Below are 19,309 nucleotides of genomic sequence, written 5' to 3' on the forward strand. Positions count from 1 at the left end.
CGCGGGTTCCCGTTTCGGCCCCGGAACTCGCGGTCATGCGCCGCCGACGACTCCGGGGGTGACGAAGCGGCGATGCAGGGGTCGGAATTCGCTCTCGGGCTGACCGGCGATACCGGCCTTCTCCACGGCGGGAGCGAGTCGTTCGGCGAAGAAGGTCTGGAAGGCCTGTTCGGAGTCCCAGACGTCGGTCACATTGAGTGCTTCGTCGTCGAACCAGGCCACGTGCACCTGTGAGCCTGCGGGGCTCGTCTCTTCCCAGCCCACGGTGTCCCGCACGGTGTCGTACTGCGCGGGGGTGACACCTGTCCAGCGCATGAACATCACCACAGCCAAAGTCCGCTCCTCGCTCGTGTCGTGTACGACCGGCCACCGGCGCCCGCGTGCCTCGTTCGCCGGTGGTGGTGGCCTGGCCATCGTCCTGCGCAACAGGGACGGGGCGAAGAGCGTACGGAGGTGCGCCGCTACTCGGGTTCACTCCTCACGCCCGGTAGCCGAGCGTCCGCATGTCCGCGCGAACCTCCTCTTCGGCTGCGGGGAACGGTGACCTGCCGGGGATTCACTCGTTTGACGCAACGGCACCTCGCTGCGTCCTCTCCCGGAAAGCGTCCCGTTCCATGCATCTTCGCTCGCTCCGCCCCCGTGCCGGGGGTGTCAGGTCTCGGGTTCGGGAGGCAGAGTCCGTCCTCGTCGAGCAGTACGGCGATCTGGTCCGTCTGGCGCACCTCGTTCTGCCGGCCTCGCTCGGTCGGCACCGGCGGGTACTCGTGGCGCACGCCCTCGTCCAGCGGGCGCTGCGCCGCGCGGGCGCCACACGCTCCGGGCCCGCCGTCCCCTCTCCGCGAGGGGAGTCCGGCGCCGGGAACTCCGTGGAGCGTCGTCTCCTGGCCGAAGTGCTGCGTGCCGCGCTGGCCCATGGGCGGCGCCCGCGGATGTGGCCCGCACGGTTCGTCCACCCGGGCGCGTTGCGACCCCGGCTGCCCCTGGTCCTGGGGCTGCGGCTGTTCCCGCGTTCGGGCGGTGCGGACGAACTCGCCCTGGCGCAACGGCTGTCCGCCGCCCCGGCCGCGGCCCGCGCCGCCTTCCTGCTGCGTACGGTCCACGGCCTGTCCCTGGAAGCCGTCCACGACCTGCTGGAATCGGCCGACGCACCGGACACGGCCGCCGCCCTGCGCACCGCGGGCATCCTGGAGGAGAGCTCGCGCAGATCGCCCGCCGCGCTGCTCGCATCACAGGAGTTCGACGCCTGCGCCCTGCAGGCCGGCCCCACCGACCTGCTCCGTCGCACCCGGCGAACCCGCCTGCTCCTCGGGGCCGCCGCGATCGGGCTGGTGACGGCAGTGACCCTGGCCGTGGCGAATGACGGCACGGCACACCGGCCGGACCCCGGGACACCGGCGGCACACGGCATGCCGCGTCCGGCGGACCTGGTGCGCACGGCCGCCGGGCTGTGGGACAACACCTCGCGCGTCGACTTCACCGCCTGGCCGACCCGGGGCTCCCGCGTCCACGACCAGAACCTCCTGGACCGTGCCCTGAACGCATGGACGCACCCACAGGCCCGCACCCGCCTCCACCTCGCCCCCGCCACGACCGCGATCCCACCGGCGACCGCACCGCAACTGCTGTACGCGGGCGACGTCGGCGACCGCGAGGTGGTGCTGTTCTACGACGGACAGCGCCTCGCCCGCTACAGCGGGACCCGATCGGCAGCGCGGGACGCGGAGTTGAGCATCGCCCGCGTCGACGACGCGGACGTCACCACGGCGGCGGCCGTCACCCTCACCCCGGCGGGCGGCACCGCCCGCTACCTGCTGGCCCCCTGGGTGGCCGAGGCACAGACCCGCGACCTGCTGCGCCCCGATGTCCTCGCCCGTGCGCTGCACGTCTCGAAGGACGGAGTCACGGACCCGGTCCCCACCCTGCCCGCTGCAGCGAACTGCGACAGCCGGCCGGTCCTGCAACTCCGTTCCTCGCCACGCATCGCAGAACACCATGCGTTCCTCCTCGCCCCCCTCGGCGACCTGTCCCCGGTCCACCTCACCTACACCCCCTTGCCCGGACACGGCACGCTGCCCGCCCGCCAGCCCCGCGAGGCCACCGGCCCCCAGGCCCTGCCGGCCTGGGCCCACCAGGCCTGCGCCCTGCAGCAGCTGCACGACACCGGCGTACGCGCCGTCAACAACTGGGACTTCGCCGAACAGGACCTGCCCGACGGAGGCGGCCATGCCGTGTGGACCTGCGCTCGCGCGGACACCTGGCGCGGACCCGGCGACGTGACGGTCTCCTTCCGCACCAGCGGATACGCGCCCGCCGCCCCGGCCCGGACGGTCGCCCGGGCCCGCGCGACCGCGGCCTGCAGCCGCTTCGGGCAGCACGTCGTGGCCGCGAGCGGCTGGCGCTCCCCGAACGGCCACTGGTACGCGCTGGCCGCCGGCAGCCGCGCCGTCACAGGCCTCTCGATGAGCGGCGACGTCACGACCACGAGGCAGTCCCGCACACTCGCCGTACCCGCTCCCCACAACCCGCACATCAACGTCCGAGCGCGCATTGCCACCGGCGAAGGATGGTTGGACGCCGTCGGCACTCCTGGAACCTGAATCCGCAGTGCGCCGGAGCGGCTGACATCGAGGACGGGACGGTCTTCGCGTCGATTGCCTTGACCGTGCGGTTGACCACCAGACCCACCAGCAGGTCCGCCCGCCACCGGTAGCCGACCGCCGGCACGATCAGCACGTCCATCCGCTGGTCACGGGGCTGACGGACACGGGCAGTTGTGACGGGGATCGGCGGGACCGTGAGGTCGGGGATGGGCAGGGGGACGAACCGCGGTCCGGCGGCTTGGGCGAGGCCCGGCTCGTCGCTGAGACCGAGTTCGACATGGTGCGGAGGCGGCCCGGCTGCCATGGCCCCGTGACGGTGACGGTGACCGTGAAGAGGACGGCGGCGGACGGCTCGGTCGTCAGGCGATCGACTCCGGCGGGAGCCAGCGGTAGCGACCACCGCACTCCTCGGTGAGCCAGCCGTTGAGGCTGCTCAGTCCCCGCTCGTTGACCTGACCGTCGTGGATGCCGTACGCCCGCTCCGGATCGATGGCGCGCACGAAGTCGATGGCCTCGTCCGTCTTCATCCATGAACCTTGCAGGGGGACCAACAGGGTCTCCACCGGTTGGTCGGGGAGGTGCAGGGAGTCCCCGGGATGGTAGAGGTCGGCCTCGACCAGGTAGCCGAGGTTGGCGCAGTCCGGGCGGTCGCCGTAGATGCGCGCGTGCCGCCCGCCGTGGGCGGTCACACGGAAGCCGGCCGCGCTGAACTCCTCGCCGGCGACGACGCCGGTGAAGTCCAGGCCAGGGATCCGTGCGGTCCTGGGGGCGTAGACGGGGACGCCCAACCCCCTCAGCCGCAACAGGTCGACGTGGTCGTAGTGTTCATGGGTCACCAGGACCGCGTCCGCGCCTACGAGTGCCTCGGGCTCACTCCAGATGCCGGGATCGATGACCAGCGTGCCGTCGCCGTGTTCCAACCGGACACAGGAATGGGTGTACTTGGTAATCCGCATCCGCGTGAGCCTAGGGGATGTCCCGTACGTGATCCCCGGATCGGATCGGAGCTGCCACCTGCTTGGGCATCGGCGCGGCCTGGGTGCGTTCGTCGTGCTCGGCCCGCACCTCTGCCAATTGCTTGGCCAACTGCTATCGGGTTCGCCCAGCTTCCGCACGGCGCACGGTGATCCATTCCGGCAGTTCGGGATCCAGCATGCACGGAATCGATCGTAGGGGGCGGCCGAACTGCAGCGAGCAAGACCCAAACGGTCAACTGCCCCCTTCTACTACCAGCCTCTTGCGCAGGAACCGCTTCGCCGCCTCGGTTGCTTCCCTGTTGAGCTCCTCGACGGGGACTCCCCAACTCTCCTCGCACTCATCCAGGTTGAGAGCGCACGAGACGAGGGACTGCAGCTCTTCGGGGTAGCCGAGTTCGTAGGCGATGTCTGACCAGATGAGGTGGGTGCCGGTGGCGGGATCCAGGGTTCCGTCGGCTATCTGACCGGCGATCCAGTCGGCCATCGCCCACTTTGCGGCCCCGGGGTCGCCGGGCGGACGGAAGAGCAGTCCCAGCTCCTCCAGTACCTGGTCGAAGAGCGCTGGCGCTTCGGATTCCTCGCTCCGCAGGAGGCCGGCCAACATGGCGAGGGAGGGACTGTCGACCTCGGCCATGAGTGCGTCAAGCCCTGCCTGGATGAGCCGGTCGGACCCGACGTGTCTACCGAATGCCCGTTCGTGCGCGATGTGGCTGAGTTGCTTGAGGGCTTCATCGCGGGTCATCGGTGTCTTCTCGGTCGGCGTTTCGGAAAAGAAGGCTCGCACATCCGCCGACACTGCTGCATCGCGTTTCTCTACGGCGCAACCGTGCCGACAGACGCCCTTCTCGGCGGACTCCAGCCCACGACCACCACCACGAGCATCCCGAGTATCGATCAGACCAGCCCTTTGCGGTGCGCGGCGAGGTACGCGGGCGCCCTCAGGGTGGGCACCGGCAGATCACCTCCACGCCCGGCCGCGCGGTCAGCCATACCGCTGGTGGCGCCGCTTCGCGGCCGGGCAGGACGTCCAGGGGGGCGGTGGCGTTCGCCGTTCGTGATCACGGAGGCGTACGAGTGTGCGCGGCGGGCGGCGAAATCGTCCACCCGAGCACCCGAGGCGTGGTGAACTGCGGATCCGGCAGCGCCATGACCCGGAGCAGCACGGGCATTCGCCCTGCTACGAGGTGCAGTTGGGCGGCGAGCCGGGCACCGCCCGTCCTGGCGGCGCGAGTTCGACACGCTGCAGCATGTGGTTGAGCCGCATGGTGACGCGCGCGTACGGGACGGTCAGCTGGGAGAACGGCGCGGCGAAGATGCGGCGCGGACGGTTCACGTTGCCGCAGGCAAAGCGTCGGACCCGTAGCAGGGTCACGAGTCCGAGAAGCAACCGCAGTCCGGGCAGAGCTCACCAACAGACCGCCCCCTCGCCGTGATGTCAACCGTGCCGAACCCGACGGCCACCTTCTCGACGTCCACGTCGTCGATCCTGTCGAACACCATCGTTTCCCGGGACCGCGGTTTGGCAGCACGGCGTCGCAGAGCCGCCGACCGGGAGCCAGTCCGTACTGGGGATGCCCCGGTGCGACTGTGCGATCGGCTCCGTTGCCGGACCTGGGAGCGGGGCCTGTCGCTCGCTGCCGTACCCGCACCCCGGACTGCCTTGGCTCAGCCCAGCGCGTCCATCAGAGCGGTGACATAGGCATCCAGCCGCTCCTCCACCGCCCGCGTCGTCAGCTCCACCCTCCCGGTGTGCTGCCACGGCCGGACCACGAGTGCCACGCCACCCGTAAATGCCAGCGCGTCCAGCAAGCGCCAGTACAACCGCTCATTCGCCGTCGACGCCAGGATCCCGCCGGCCTCCTCGTACGCGTCGGCGAAGCGCAGGCCCCAGGCTGGTCCGTGCAGCATCGCGAGATTGGTGGAGCAGTGCGCCACGTCGAGGTCCGCCGGGCCCCAGGAGGTCTCCACCCAGTCGACGACCCCCGTGATCCGCGGACCCGCCATGGATGGGGGCGACACGTCGAACAGCACGTTGCCGGGGTGGAAGTCCCGGTGCAGGAATCGCCCTTCGTAGGGCGGCGCGGGCTTACGGATCACGTCGATCGCCGCGGCCCATGCCGCCGCGTCGGCGCCGTCTGGAGGGACGACGGCGTCGGCGGTCGTCCACGCCTTGTACTCCTGGGGCCGTTCGGCGGGTCGCAACGCATGGATCGTCACGAGTTGACGGGCCAGCAGAGGGATGCGCGCCTCCAATCCCTCATCGTCGAGCACTGTCCGGCCCGCCAGATGCGTCATGAGGAGCGACGGATGCTCGCAGTGCGAGGCGGTCGGATCAACCGCGACCGGTCCGGGAGCCGCCACACCCGTCCCCGCGAGCAGGGTGAGGGCGTCGGCCTCCCGGTTCAGCAGGCCCTCGGCGTGCTCCACGAAGAACGGGTCGGCGAAGGTCCGCAGCACCAGGTCGCGAATGTCTCCGTCCTGCGTTTCGACGGTCAGCCGCCGCATTTCGGCGGTGATGCCGCCGTGCAACGCCTCGGTTCTGACGATCCGTTCGCCGGCCTTCAGATACCGGCCCACCCAGGCCAGGGCCAACGGTCGGACGGCGCCCGCCTCATCGTGGTTGATCACCGTGCCACCCCACCATCCGGGCAGAGGGTCGCGCAAAAGCTTTTGTCGGCGACGCTCGTAGCGGTCATGCATATGTGTCGACGTCCGAACAGCGCATCCTGCCAGGCGAGTTCGTCGAGATTCATGCCCTGTACGTCGACCGCCCTGAGGCCAAGTTCCCCAAAACTGCGGCCCACTTGGACACCGCCGGTTGCGCCCTCGCTCGGACCCGGGGCGGTGACGCGGGTGGTAGCTGGCCGTCGTATCCGATGGCGGCGGCCGGTGATCGAGGAAGGCCGGTGTGGGGTGATTCGGATGGGTGGTCAGCCGACCCGTGGCTGATCTACCGGGGGTTCGCCCTCAGCTTTTCGAACGCTGTGGGGGTCGGGCGATGCGGTAGGAAGTTCTTGATCTGTTGAGCGCAGTCGGCCGGACTGGCGGTGCTCGTGTCGCACTCGATGTCGTAGAGGCCGTGGGCATGGACCTGTGTGATCTGGCGCGCGGCCAGGCCCGGTGGACGGTCCCCGCGCTCTTGCTCGCGCCGCTGCAGTTCCGGCAAGGGGCAGCGCACGCCGACCAGTACCACGTCTTCGGGGGCGAATAGGGCGACGCAGTCGAGCAGACGCCACTGCTCACTCAAGACGTGGTCGACCACGATGTTGTTGCCGCCCGCAGCCATGCCGGCGACCGCGCGGTGGAAGCCCATCCAGGTGCGCCTGAGCATGGCGGGCACTTCGTCCGGTGCGATGTCCCGCCGCGCCCGCATGGCATGAAAGGCGTCCACCGGCATGTGGAAGTACGTGTCGTCCAGGATTGGGAGGAGCTCCTTGGCGATACTCGACTTCCCCGAACTGGATGTGCCGTTCAAGAAGATGATCAGTCCGCCGGATGGCTGCGAAGCTCTCGCCGAGCCCGCAATCCGGTGGGAATCAGCTTCTGTTGGAGCTGCCATCATCTTCCCCCGCTCTGTGCGCTGCCTGTATCCGATCATGATGCGTGGTCGGTCTTCGGCGTGTATGGGCGCCCATACGGTGGCCGATTTATCGGCTGCGATGGCCTGTTGACGCGCTCTGGTGTGAGCGAGTCGGTGGGAGTCGCTGCCAGTTTCGATGATGTTGCCGTCGAAGGTGAGGCGGTCCACGAGTCCACGACGGCCGCGCAGAGCCGGGCCCGGGTCGAGGAACCCGCCAAGTCCGACTGACACTTGCGGGCCCACCTCGACCGCCCTCCGCCCCAGCTTTGAACCTCGGCTGATCTCCTCGTGCCGGCCCGGCTTCATCGCGAGGATTGTGGACACCACCGAGCACGATCGACCTCAGTCGGACAGCGAGGCCGGGGACCACGTGCCGAACCACTGCTCGGCGCCCCAATCCTCATACCGTTGGACCTCGGTGAACCCCAGCTTCGCCGCGAGGCGCATCGAGCGCTCGTTGGCGGTCTGGGTGGTGAGCACCACCGGCTCCCCGGGCAGCGCTCCGGTGCACCAGCCGAGTGCCGCCGTGCACGCCTCCGCGGCGTACCCGTGTCCCCACGCCTGCGGCAGGAACATGTAGCCGAGCTCGGCCTCCGAGGTACCGGGGCAGACGTGGACGGGATGCTTCGGGTCGCGCCGGTCGAGCGTGACGATCCCGATCATCGTCCCATCGAGATCGACCACGAAGAGGCCTGGGCGCCGCCTGGGCTCCTCGGGCACCGCACGCTCGAACTCGTCACGCTGTCGAGGGCCGCCGATGTAGGTGCCCACCTCCGTCGAGGTGAACAGCTCGATGACCGCCGCTCGGTCCCGGGCCTCGGGCTCACGGAGCACGAGCCTCTCGGTCCTGATCGGGGCAGGTGGCCAGGCGACAGGTCCCAACTCAGTCATGCGGGCCAGCCAATCAGCAGGCTCGACAGCGATCAATCTCCGCGGACCGATCAACTCGCCTGCCCGGGCCCGTCCTTCTTCTCTCGCATCCCCTCCGACGAACCGCAACCGGCACTGCTTCGCCCTGCGGGTTTGAGCGCACTGTTCGCCCAGAGCATCGACAGGGTCCAGCCGACGTCGGGCCCGGTGCCGGACGCGGCGGCACCGTCCGCCTGCTCGCCCGGCGGCATCCCTTCCGCGCGGGTCAGTGGGCCAGTTTGCGGCACAGCAGGGCCGCTGGACCCGGCGAGCTGCCGGTGCGGGTGGTGTAGGCGATGCCTGCGGCGTACTCGTCGTCCGCGCACTGGCCCTTGTAGTCGCTGGTGGCGAAGTCACCGCCGCCGGCGTCGCTGGGCCGGTTGTCGGAGCGGTCGAACCACACCGTGCGCCCCGCGCCCGCCAGCGCGGTACCGGCGGGCGCGCACAGGGCCGCCGACGTCCGTGTGCCCCGGTGGCTGTAGCCGATGAGGAACTGGCCCTGGGCGCACTGGAGTTTGGTGTATCCGGAGGCCCAGTCGCCGCCCTGGGGAACGTTGCGTTCGTCGGTGACGACCGACTGGGCGCCGTCCGCGGCACGCAGGCCGCCCGCGGTGACGTCCGTGCACAGTCCCCGACCCGAGGTGTGCCCGAGGCCGATCAGCCGCAGGCCGTCCGGGCAGGCCGCCTTGGAGGCGCCCGGGTCCCAGTCGCCGGTGGCGCGCACCCGTACCGACTGGACGTAGTCGCCGTGGTCGGTGGCGAGCATCTGCCAGGAGGGGACCGGGGTGACCGGACCGCTGAGCGAGGCGGCGGACATCAGCCGCTGCCACCCGGTGGAGCGCCAGTCCGCGTCGTCCAGGAGGCCGTGCCGGGTGCCGTCCGTGTCGTAGCGCAGCAGGGCCCAGTCGTCGTGGCCCTGCCAGCCGACCAGAGGCCAGTAGGCGAAGTCGGCGTCGTGGTCGGCGAAGTAGTCGGTCGCATTGCCGAACCAGGTGCGCGCCGCGGCGTTGGTCTCGCCCGCTCCGATGCCGAACTCGCTGATCCACACGGGGGCGGTGTAATGCTTGCCGCTGTCCTGGGAGACGAAGAACGCCTCGTCGTACAGGGCCTGGAACAGTGCGTCGCGACTGAGATCCTGGTAGCGGGGGTCACTGGTTTCGCCGATGCCGGTGGCACCGCTGTGGTGGGGGCCGGTGTAGCCGTAGAAGTGGGCCGAGTAGACGAGTTTGTGAGCGGCCACGAGAGTGTGCGACAGCGTGCGTGCGGGGGTGAGCAGGGGGCGGCCGTGGGCGAATCCGTCGATGGGCAGGCCGGTCCAGTTGATGCCCTCGATGACGATGAGCAGATTCGGGTCGGCCTCGGTGAGGATACGGTCGGCGGCGAGTTGAGCGGCGGCGTACCAGTCGTGCTCGTCTCCCCCTCCCCAGTTGGGGTCGTCCAAGATGTCACGGCGTACCTCGTTGTAGAGGTCGGCTCCCACGACACGGGGGTCGGCGGCGTAGCGGCGAGCCATGAACACCCAGTCGTCCGCCCACTGTTGGGTCGACTGGCTGCTGTTCCACCGCTCGTTGCCGTCGATCCCGCAACACCAACGGGACGTGTTGGTGTGGTTGTTCAGAATGACGGCGAAGTCGGCCGACGTCAGGGCCGAGACCACCGCGTCGAACACCTGGAGCGGCGTCCGGCCGCGCAACTGCGGGTTGGCTGCCACGGCGGCGTCCGGTACGGCGGTGGTGTCGTGGATCATCTCGTTGGAGAACGGCAGCCGGATGCTGTTGATGCCCAACTGGTGGAAGTCCGCCATCAGTTGAGCCAGGGGCACGCGGTCGAGGCCCAGGGGGATGCCGTAGGAGATCTGCCCGGCGTGGTGATTGGCACTGTCGGCCTCGCTGCCACTGCCCGTCCAAGAGCCCTGGGCGCCGTCCCAGTTGGCGGACTTCAGCCGGAAGCGGTTGCCGTTCGCGTCGACGATGTAGCGCCCGCGCGTGGACAGGGGCGGCTGCCAGGAACCCGCGGTGGCGGCGGCTGCGGTGGTGTCCGCCGGCGCCGCGGAGGCTGCTCTGGGGGAAGGGAACAGCAGGGAGACACCTATGACGATTAGTGTCAGGTACCGGACAAGTTTGGTCATGGGGGTGCCCTCCGCGCCGATACCGATCCCGTCAGATGGCAGCGCTCCCGAAGTCCCGCGGCAGCCGCCCGGGGGAGACTACCTGCGGCCTGCGGGCTCGTCGACGGACAAAGCGCGCAGTCGACTTCGGCATCGTGAACCGGGGTGACAAGGCCGGCCGGACGTGACCGCCGACCGCCGGAAAGCGGGCCGGACAGCGGAGACCGACACTGTCCGGCCGACAGCTGTGCGAGCGGCGGCATCTGAGGGGCTGGCGCCTCAACACCACCTGGTATTAATCCAGTTGGGCGGGAACCCGGTTGGTATCGCCCACCACCCACCGGGTCCTGAACGGAGGTGAGGAGCTCGCCGCAGGGCGGATCAGCGCAGTCCGGCGAAGAGGTCGCTCTCGGGTACGGCCGTGCCGGTGGTGTCCCGGACACGTACGAAGGTCTCGACGCCCATCAGCTCGCCGAACCTCTCCTTGCCCATCTTGAGGAAGAAGATGTTGTCGCCCTGACTGGCGTGCGCGGCCAGCGAGTCGAACTTCTGACCGCTGAACGCGGTGGCGTCCACCCACGTGGTGATCTCGTCGTCGGGGAGGCCGATCTCGGCCATCGCGGCGGCCTCGGCGGGATCCGGCTGCGGCATGTCCGGGTGGAACTCGCGGATGATCTCGCCGAACCGCTGCATCGTCGAGCGGGGCATCGTGGTCCAGTACACCTTCGGTGTCAGTTCGGTTGTCATCTCCAGCGCTGCCATCGTGATGCGGTGGGCCTGGATGTGGTCGGGGTGGCCGTAGAAGCCGTTTTCGTCGTAGGTGACGACCACATCGGGTCGGTAGTGCCGCATGAGTTCTGCGAGTCGGGCCGCGCCCTCCTGTACAGGGGTCTGCCAGAAGGATCCGGGGGCGTCGTTGCTGGGCCAGCCCATCATCCCGGAGTCGGCGTAGTCCAGCAGTTCCAGATCGCTGATCTTCAGGACCTCACAGCTTGCTTCGAGTTCTTGACGGCGCATCAGGGCGACCGCCGCCGGATCGTGGCCGGGATCGCCCGGCTTGACACCTCCCGGTCCGTCACCGCAAGAGCCGTCGGTACAGGTCACGAGAACCGTGCGGATGCCTTCCGCCGCGTACTGCGCGAGGACCCCTCCGGTTGAGGTGGCCTCGTCGTCGGGGTGGGCGTGCACTGCCATCAGCGTCAAAGGCCGGCCAGTCATGAAACAGTCCTCCTGCAGAAATACGTCGTGGTCCGCGTAGCGCGGCGGGCGTACCGCGATTCTGGGGCCCGGATCCGTGCGGGGCGGACGACATCGCGGTCTCCGTGTCTCCGCCCGAACGGCGCCGGTCCCTCGCCCGATGCAACCGTGCCGGCCGGACCGTGTGTTCCCGGAGAGCTGCTTCGCCTTCCAGCCGGGGGTGAAGTCGAGCGAGGGCAGGCGTGTGATCCGGTCGGGTTGGTGGGACGGGACTTGACCGCTGCCGGGCGTGGCGGGGTGTCCGGTATCGGTGTCCTTCAGCGGGGTGCGGATGAGGGGGCGGTGTGCCCGGTAGTGAGGTGATGGGCGCGTCAAATTCTCGACGCGGACCCGTACTTCGCCCAGGGCGGACCCTGCGACCAGGGCCGCGGTCCGGCCGGGGTGAGGGTGTCGATTGGACAGGAGACCGTCGGGTCTGGGGCCAGGGCGGGCAAGTCCACCACCATGCGGATGCTCAGGGGCCTGGACGCACCAACCGGCGGTAGGGCTCTCGGCGTACCGTCAGGAGTTCGCGCGCCGTAGTGCGTACAGCGTTGCGCCGTGTTGGTCTTCCAGGGTTTTCCGTTGGGGCTCGGGAACGGCAGGGCCAGGACGTGGAGCGTGTGGCCGTCCGGGCACGCCATGGCGTCACCGTTGGCGGTCAGGGGCGGTGCCAGCGAGAGGTGCCGGAGGCGGGGTCCAGGAAGGTGAGTGTGCCCTGGTCGGTGTACTTCGTGGCGCGGGTGGGGACGCAGACCGTGCCGCCGGTGAGGACGGGGCCCTTTGAACTGACCTGGGTTCCCATGTCGCGGGTCCAGCGGCGACGGCCGGTGGCGGCGTCGAAGACCTGGACGACATAGGAGCCGGTCAGTTCGGGGAACTTGTTGCCCCCGGCCAGGACGGTGTCGCCGGAGACGAGGAGGGGATTCCGTACCAGGTCGATGTCGGTGTCCGACTGCCAGCGCACACGGCCGGTCGACGCGTCGATGGCGGCGAGGGTGCTGCGGTACTGGTCCCCGTAGCGGCGAACCGCCGTGTACAGCGTGCCGCCGGCCCGCTCAAGATTGCCATCACCCACAGTCGTGGGTGATTTGCGGTGGACGACGCTGCGGTACTGGGCCGGGTCAGGCCTCGAAGTGGCCCTGTTTGCCCTGTTTGGCCTGTGTGGGCGGCCTGCTCGGCCGGGCTGCTCGGCCGAGCAGGCCGCCCACACTGCCCGCGGCCTGATCAATCGGCCACGGTGCCGGTGACGGTTCCTCGAACTCGCCGGTGCGGCGCCGGGGCTTCAGGAATTCTGCAGGTATGCCGCCAGCTTGCCGATGAGCCGGGCGGCGTCGTCCAGGCCGCGGGCCGTCTCGCCCAGGTCACCGGCGAGGAGCTTCTGCAAGGCTTGCCCTGCTTCCTGGCCTTCCTGCCCGCTGGAGGTGTCGGACCAGGGGCCGGGGACGGTCGTACCCCGGTATCCGACGGGGTCGCCCCCGACCGAGGCGCGGTAGCCGGTGAAGTCGGCGGCGCCATGCGCCGGCCCGGCGGCGGACTCGGCGGCCAGGAACTGGATCCGGGAAAGCTGGGTCTGCTCGGAGCCGTGGTTGTCGGTGATGCTCAGACGGTAGTGGGCGTAGGACGCGGGGGAGACGACGGAGTACTCCTTCGTCTCGTATCGCTGCCTGAAGTGTTCGCGCGTGCGGGAGTCCACGGTCGTCCAGTGACCTCCGTCGTGCGATCCCTGGAGTTCCCACTCCTCCGGATCCCGCTCGGGGGCGTCGTTCGCCGAGGTCAGCCGGTAAACGGTGATGGCAGCAGGGTGCGCGAGGGTGAAGTCCAGCATTGCGGAGTCACCGTCCCCCAGCCATTTGCTCCGGGACTTGCTGAGCAGGTTCTCCGCGACCTCGCCCGCCGCGTCGAACTCGTCGCTAGCTTCGATGCCGACCACCGTACGCGTGATGTCCCGCAGTTCACCGGTGGGTTTCCGCACGTCGGGCCTGTCGGCGGAGCTCAGAACGACCGAGGCGGTGGTGCCTCGCCGGTCGGTCCAGGACACGCGCTCCACGGGCGCCCCTCCGTCGTCGAGCAGCAACCGCAGCTCGCCGGAGGGGGACCAGGTGGCGCCATGCCCCTCCTCGGTGGAGAACCGGTGCAGCCGGGCCGCGGTCGTGCCCTCGGGGTAGGTCCAGCGGTCGGCGAGCGAGCCGCGGTACTCGGTGACCGCGCCGTCGGCGGTCCTGCGGTGTCCCAGGAATCCGGTCAGGTCCGCGCGCAGCCCGATCGCCGCCTCCGAGCCGTCCGCCCCGCGCCACGCGAGGTGCGCGGGCATGGCACGCTCGCCCATGTCGATGTGGACGAGCAGTCGGGGTGCGGGCTGCCAGGCGGTGGCGTCGGGGGTGCGGACCTCGGCACTGAAGGCGAGGACGGACCGGTTGGCCGCCCGGGCCGCCCTGGCGCGCTCCGCCTGGTCCGGTTCGTGTGCGGGGGCCACGGTGACGGCGCGCAGCCGCAGCAGTGTGTCCGAGCCCTCCGGGCTGCGTACCTCGAGAATGTTGGCACCGGTGGCCAGCAGTTCCCCCGGTGCGCTGAGGACGATGTCCTGCGGGTCGCTGTGGGCTCGGTCCGCCGGTATCGCCAACTGCTCCGCGAGGGCCTTGCCGTTGAGCAGTACGTCCATCGGAGCGCTCGTACCGAGAACGGTCACCGTGACGACGGCCTCGTCGTTCTCCTCCCGCCCGTCGACCGTGAAGTCCACCTTGATGTGACCGCCGGCACCCAGTGCGAGGTGTGAGGAAGCGATGCCGCAGCGGTGATGGGTGACCACGGCGTTCGAGAGCTGGGCCGGGTTGGTGGAGAAGTCGGCGAATACGGGTTGCATGCGTGTCCCTACGTCGTACGGGGTGTACCGGGGTTACCGGTCGAGATGTGCGTGGCGCGGCCTTGCAGCCCGCGACGCCTGCAAAACGTACCGGCAGCCACTGACAACGGACCTTGCGCGCCGACGAGTTGAGTCCTAATGAGCATCAACAGGGCAGTTAGGTAAGGTAATTGGCGAGTTGTAACGGATGCAGATCTCCAGGCGTGATCTCACCCTCCCTGGTCGGAGGGCATGGGCAGGCGCAGGCTGCCCGGGCGTTGGGTGAACAGCGCAGCGTTCGGTCCTGGGCGCGTACGTTGCCATGGATCGTGTTGGTCGAGTCGCGGGATCTTCTATGCGCTGCTCGTCGGAATCCGGCGGGCGTACTCGCCCGCGCCTGCGTGCAGTTCGCCCCACCGTTTCGACGAGGCGGGGCTGCGGCGTGAGGTCTGTTCCGCATCACAGCCCGTACGTCGTGGCAGCGACGGCAATTTGTTACCCGGGCGTAGCGGGTGGACATCTGCCCCCTCTAAGCTCTGCGCGACCACCGGGCAGTGCACGAAAGGACCTGGCATGGGCATGATCTATCGGAGACTGAAGGCTGCGCTCCTGTCCGTCTCGGACCTCCTGCTCGGTGCGGTGGCGTTGCCCGCCGCGCACGCCGACGACGTCAATGGGCGGACACTGGCGGGCGTGTCCGGGACCGGCATCCACAACACGTACGACGACAAGTCCACTTACACCTACATGGCCAACGAGATCATCCCCGGCACCTTCGAGCAGGCGGTCGGCCCAGCCCCCTCGTGGTCGGACGTCGTTTACGCCCAGCACCTCAAGGACCTCGCCGCCGCGGGGAGCATCAGCCGGGCGGCGGTCTTCCCCGGCGTCCTCGGCGCCGAGGACGCCGACCCGCGCACCCGCTACAGCGACACCGCGCCGCGCCCCCGGTTCGTGGTGTTCGACGCGGACGCGGCCGGCTGGGTCGGTGACGGCGACACCGAGTGGTACGGCACCAACCACTGTCTGACGGTCGTCACGGATGCCTACGACGTCCCGCCCGCGCTCAGTTCCTCCGCCCCGTCGCCGGCCGAAGCCCGGGCGCGGGTCGCCCAACTCGCCGCGGACGGAGCCTCGTACATCTCCAGCGACTGGATCACCGCCCCGACCGACGGTGTGCTCGGCGAGGTGCTCACCCGTGGCTGACGTCCTGCGCCCTCGCGCGCTCCTGCGTGTCCTGGCCGTCGGGGCCGTGACGCTGGCGCTCGCCGTGTCCGGCCACCTGGCCGGTACGGCACGGGCGGCAGCCGGGACCGATCTCGTGTCACGAGTCAACCCCTACATCGGCACCGGTGGCAACGGCGACTTCAGCGCCGGGAACACCTTCCCCGGCGCCGACGTGCCGCACGGCATGCTCCAGTGGTCTCCCGACACCACGTCACGTCCGAAGGGCGGCGGCTACAACTACTCCGACTCGGCCGTCTCGGGCTTCAGCCTCACCCATGTCTCCGGCGTCGGCTGCGATGCGGCCGGGGACCTGCCGATGCTGCCCGTGGTCGGCTCGCTCGGCTCGGGCCCGGCGTCCACGACGGAGTCGTTCTCGCACTCCGACGAGACCGTCTCGCCCGGCTCCTACGCCGTCAGCCTGGGCAACGGCACCAGCGTCGCGCTGACCACCAGCACGCACGCCGGCATCGGCCAGTTCACCTTCCCGTCCTCCACCCAGGCGAGCCTGCTCCTCAAGGTCCAGGACACGCAGACGCCGTACACCTCCTCCACGCTCGTCCTGAGCGGCGGAAACACCGTGACAGGGTCGATCACCAGCACCGGTTTCTGCGAGGACACCACCCCGATCACGCTCCACTACGCGATCACCTTCGACCACACCTTCACCGCCAGCGGCGCCTTCACCGGCGGCGAGTACCTGACCTTCGACACCACGAGCAGCAGAACAGTGGAGGCCCGGGTCGGCATCTCCTACACCTCGGTGACGGAGGCCTCGGCCAACCGGGACACCGAAGTGACCGGGAAGACCTTCGCGGCCGTCAAGTCGGCGGCCTCCTCGGCGTGGAGCGCCGAGCTGTCGAAGATCGCCGTCACCGGCGGAACGTCCGACCAGCAGGACGTCTTCTATACCGCGCTCTACCACGCCTCGCTCTTCCCCGCCGTCATCAGCGACGCCGACGGCTCCTACCGCGGCTTCGACGGAGCGGTGCACACGGTGGGCAGCGGGCACTCGGCGAAGTACGCCGACTTCTCCACCTGGGACACCTACCGCTCGCAGGCCCAACTCACCGCGCTGCTCGACCCGTCGGCCGCGTCGGACATGGCGCAGTCGGTCGTCGACGACTACCAGCAGGGCGGCACGCTCACCAAGTGGGGCATGGAGACCGGCGAGACGCACATCATGGTGGGCGACTCCGCCGTACCGCTGCTCGCCGGCTACTACGCCTTCGGCGCCCGCGGCTTCGACACGTCGACGGCCCTGTCCGCCATGGTCAAGGAACAGACGACCGACACCGACGTCACCCCCGGCGTCACATACCTGGACTCCTTCGGCTACCTGCCCACCAACTCGCTCTACGGCTGCTGCCACGAGTACGCCACCACCTCGACCCAACTCGAGTACGACACGGACGACTTCGCGCTGTCGGTGTTCGCGGGCGCCCTCGGTGACACCGCGACGCAGAAGAGGTTCCAGGACCGGGCGCAGGACTGGGAGAACATCTACAACTCGTCCTCCGGCTACATCCAGCCCCGGCACTCCAACGGCCGCTGGATGGACGGCTTCAACGCCAAGCTGATCACCGGCACGTCGAGCAACGACTTCGCCGAGGGCGACGCCTTCACCTACACGCCGATGATCCCCTTCAACCTCGCCAAGCTGGCGTCCCTGGAGGGCGGCCCCTCGTCCCTGGCGTCGTACCTGGACAGCGTGCTCGGCGGCTTCCAGGGCCTGGGCAGCGTCATCGGCACCCAGTCCAACATGGGCAACGAGCCGAGTATCGGGCTGCCCTGGGAGTACGACTGGGTGGGCGAGCCGTACAAGACGCAGTCCACCGTGCGGGCGGTCCAGGACCAGCTGTGGACCAACACCGCAGGCGGTCTGCCCGGCAACGACGACCTCGGCGAGATGAGCGCCTGGTACGTATGGTCGGCCCTCGGCCTCTACCCGGAGATCCCGGGCACCGCCGACCTGGCCATCGGCAGCCCGATGTTCACCTCCGCGGTCGTCACGGCAGGCGGACACACGCTCACGGTCAACGCCCCAGCGGCGGCTGACGGTTCGCCCTACGTCCAGTCGCTGAGCCTCAACGGCAGCTCCTGGAACAAGGCGTACGTGCCGGCCTCGTACATCGGCGGCTCGGCGGAGCTGGACTTCGTCCTCTCCTCGTCCGCCAACACCTCGTGGGCCGCGGCCAGTTCGGCCGCACCGCCGTCCTACGACGGCACCGCGGGCACCGGAGTGGCCCAGCCCAGCGGGCCGCTCATCGAGACCGCCACCGGCAAGTGCGTCGACGACGCGGGTTCGGGCACCTCGAACGGCACCGCCATCCAGATCTACAACTGCAACGGCACCACCGCGCAGACCTGGAAGGTCGCCCCGGACGACACCCTCCAGGTGCTCAACGAGTGCATGGACGTGACGGACGGTGCCACCATCTCCGGTACGAAGGTCCAGCTGCACACCTGCAACGGCACCCAGGCCGAGCAGTGGAAGGCGAACTCGTCCGGCGAGATCGTCAACCCGGTCTCCGGACTGTGCCTGACCGATGCGAGCAACGGCGCCACGAACAGGACCCAGTTGACCATCGCCACCTGTACGGGCAGCACCGGCCAGCGTTGGACGCCTCCCACGTCCGCGTGACGAACGTTGAAGAAGCACAGACTTCGAAGTGCCGAGCAACGTGGCGTGAAGGAAGGAGGCGTACGCCCCGCACCCTTCCCTGGTCAGGAAGTCGTCGACGAGGGTGCCAGGACGGTCCGGTGACATCGCTGGTCGACAAGACGCTCACGCCCGAGCACCAGCGTGGGCACGGGGCGACGTGCGACGCGGACATCCTCGTCGTCATCCGCAGGAGCGGTTGCAACAGCTCCTGGAAGCCGGTGGTGATGCCGCAGGAACATGACAGATTGTCAGATGAGTCGGTTCCTGCGGCATCGGGAATGAGTCACTCACTCACGGCAGGCTCAGCTGAAGACGAAGGGCCCGGGCGACTGTGCGGCGCTCGATGTACAGGTGACGGAGATGCCGAAGATCACCATCTTCAGCGAGCCCTGGAAGAAGTCCAGACTGTCGCCGACGGCCACGGTGCCGGGAAGCGGGCCGACTTTGACCGCACCGTTGGCGGGTATGGCCGGGTTTACGGTCCCGCTGAACACCCGGTTGGCGCCGGTGGAGTTGGTCATCGTGAGGGTGGAGCTGATGGAGTTCGCCGACAGGGCGAGCGGCGTGGTGATGGCGGTGGAGCTGAGGGTGATGGTGGCTGAGGTACTGCTGACCTGAGTCGCGGTCAACGTGGCTGTGCCGCCGCCGAAGATTCCGCAGGAGGCGGTAATGGTGGCGGAGCTTGGGGTGACGGCGGCGGACGCGGAGGGCGCGAAGGCCAGCGTCGTGGCGGCAATGACACCAGCTGTGAGTGCCGCACCGGTGGCTAAGCGGTTCATGGGGATCGTGGTCCCTTCCCGTTGGTGGGAGTGCCATGTGTGGGATGGCGACCCCGGGCCGGGTGGGTGCGGGCACACTGCGGGGGATCGAATGTGACGGTCCGTCAGAACTTTCGATCCCCATTGATACGCCAGTAATACTGCACGGCACAGTTGAAATTTGGCCGACTGTGTACGAGGGGCTGCAGATCCGATCAGTGACGTGGGTTGCCCTGTGCGCCAGAGGTGGGCAAGAGGAGGGTGCGCGACGAGCGCGAATCCCGTGCAACTACCCGCGTGACGTCGCCGCGGGCCGGCATCGTGCATGTGGACCTGCCCCGCGACGCGGACCGCCTGAGGTCCTGACGACACCTGCACCGAGCGGGGCGTCGGCGCAGCTGCCCGCCCATGACA

15 protein-coding genes are annotated in these 19,309 nt (G+C 69.2%); 3 read left to right on the forward strand and 12 right to left on the reverse strand.

Annotated elements, in window-relative coordinates; all coding sequences use genetic code 11:
* Positions 1 to 33: 33 nt before the first annotated feature.
* Positions 34 to 327, reverse strand: a complete 294-nt coding sequence (locus tag OC490_RS32930; RefSeq protein ID WP_262061710.1) for a hypothetical protein — start codon at positions 325 to 327, stop codon at positions 34 to 36.
* 287 nt (positions 328 to 614) lie between these two features.
* Here OC490_RS32930 and OC490_RS32935 point away from each other — a divergent pair, with 287 nt between their 5' ends.
* A complete protein-coding gene (locus OC490_RS32935; RefSeq protein ID WP_262061679.1) occupies positions 615 to 2,597 on the forward strand; it encodes a hypothetical protein in 1,983 nt (660 codons plus the stop codon).
* A gap of 362 nt (positions 2,598 to 2,959) precedes the next feature.
* Here OC490_RS32935 and OC490_RS32940 read toward each other — a convergent pair whose 3' ends face one another.
* The 10 genes from OC490_RS32940 to OC490_RS32985 form a co-directional block, all read right to left on the reverse strand.
* The gene (locus OC490_RS32940; RefSeq protein WP_262061680.1) at positions 2,960 to 3,556 is read right to left on the reverse strand and encodes an MBL fold metallo-hydrolase; all 597 of its coding nucleotides are present in this window, start codon (positions 3,554 to 3,556) and stop codon (positions 2,960 to 2,962) included.
* 253 nt (positions 3,557 to 3,809) lie between these two features.
* A complete protein-coding gene (locus OC490_RS32945) occupies positions 3,810 to 4,319 on the reverse strand; it encodes a hypothetical protein (protein ID WP_262061681.1) in 510 nt (169 codons plus the stop codon).
* Positions 4,320 to 4,754: 435 nt separating this feature from the next.
* Positions 4,755 to 4,910 carry a hypothetical protein gene (locus tag OC490_RS32950; protein ID WP_262061682.1) on the reverse strand — a complete coding sequence of 52 codons (156 nt, stop codon included), beginning with the start codon at positions 4,908 to 4,910 and terminating at the stop codon, positions 4,755 to 4,757.
* Positions 4,911 to 5,242: 332 nt separating this feature from the next.
* The gene (locus OC490_RS32955) at positions 5,243 to 6,154 is read right to left on the reverse strand and encodes a phosphotransferase family protein (protein ID WP_262061711.1); all 912 of its coding nucleotides are present in this window, start codon (positions 6,152 to 6,154) and stop codon (positions 5,243 to 5,245) included.
* Between the two features lie 373 nt (positions 6,155 to 6,527).
* The gene (locus tag OC490_RS32960) at positions 6,528 to 7,136 is read right to left on the reverse strand and encodes a chloramphenicol phosphotransferase CPT family protein (protein ID WP_410099205.1); all 609 of its coding nucleotides are present in this window, start codon (positions 7,134 to 7,136) and stop codon (positions 6,528 to 6,530) included.
* 363 nt (positions 7,137 to 7,499) lie between these two features.
* Entirely contained in the window at positions 7,500 to 8,048 is a 549-nt protein-coding gene (locus tag OC490_RS32965) for a GNAT family N-acetyltransferase (protein WP_262061683.1), read from the reverse strand.
* 244 nt (positions 8,049 to 8,292) lie between these two features.
* Complete coding sequence (locus OC490_RS32970; protein ID WP_262061684.1) at positions 8,293 to 10,194, reverse strand: glycoside hydrolase family 5 protein; 1,902 nt, start codon at positions 10,192 to 10,194, stop codon at positions 8,293 to 8,295.
* A 360-nt stretch (positions 10,195 to 10,554) separates the two neighbouring features.
* Entirely contained in the window at positions 10,555 to 11,391 is an 837-nt protein-coding gene (locus OC490_RS32975; protein ID WP_262061685.1) for a PIG-L family deacetylase, read from the reverse strand.
* Positions 11,392 to 12,070: 679 nt separating this feature from the next.
* Positions 12,071 to 12,487 carry a PQQ-like beta-propeller repeat protein gene (locus OC490_RS32980; protein WP_262061686.1) on the reverse strand — a complete coding sequence of 139 codons (417 nt, stop codon included), beginning with the start codon at positions 12,485 to 12,487 and terminating at the stop codon, positions 12,071 to 12,073.
* 207 nt (positions 12,488 to 12,694) lie between these two features.
* Positions 12,695 to 14,272 carry an alpha-1,2-mannosidase gene (locus OC490_RS32985; RefSeq protein ID WP_262061687.1) on the reverse strand — a complete coding sequence of 526 codons (1,578 nt, stop codon included), beginning with the start codon at positions 14,270 to 14,272 and terminating at the stop codon, positions 12,695 to 12,697.
* A 558-nt stretch (positions 14,273 to 14,830) separates the two neighbouring features.
* Between OC490_RS32985 and OC490_RS32990 the strand changes: the two genes are divergently transcribed.
* On the forward strand, positions 14,831 to 15,454 hold the full coding sequence (locus OC490_RS32990; protein ID WP_262061688.1) for a hypothetical protein: 624 nt from the start codon (positions 14,831 to 14,833) through the stop codon (positions 15,452 to 15,454).
* On the forward strand, positions 15,447 to 18,116 hold the full coding sequence (locus OC490_RS32995; RefSeq protein ID WP_262061689.1) for a lectin: 2,670 nt from the start codon (positions 15,447 to 15,449) through the stop codon (positions 18,114 to 18,116). The genes OC490_RS32990 and OC490_RS32995 overlap by 8 nt, the downstream gene beginning before the upstream one ends.
* Positions 18,117 to 18,439: 323 nt before the next feature.
* Here OC490_RS32995 and OC490_RS33000 read toward each other — a convergent pair whose 3' ends face one another.
* Positions 18,440 to 18,916, reverse strand: a complete 477-nt coding sequence (locus OC490_RS33000; protein ID WP_262061690.1) for a hypothetical protein — start codon at positions 18,914 to 18,916, stop codon at positions 18,440 to 18,442.
* Positions 18,917 to 19,309 lie beyond the last annotated feature (393 nt).

Source organism: Streptomyces sp. STR69 (assembly GCF_024519455.1).
Classification (GTDB): Bacteria; Actinomycetota; Actinomycetes; order Streptomycetales; family Streptomycetaceae; genus Streptomyces.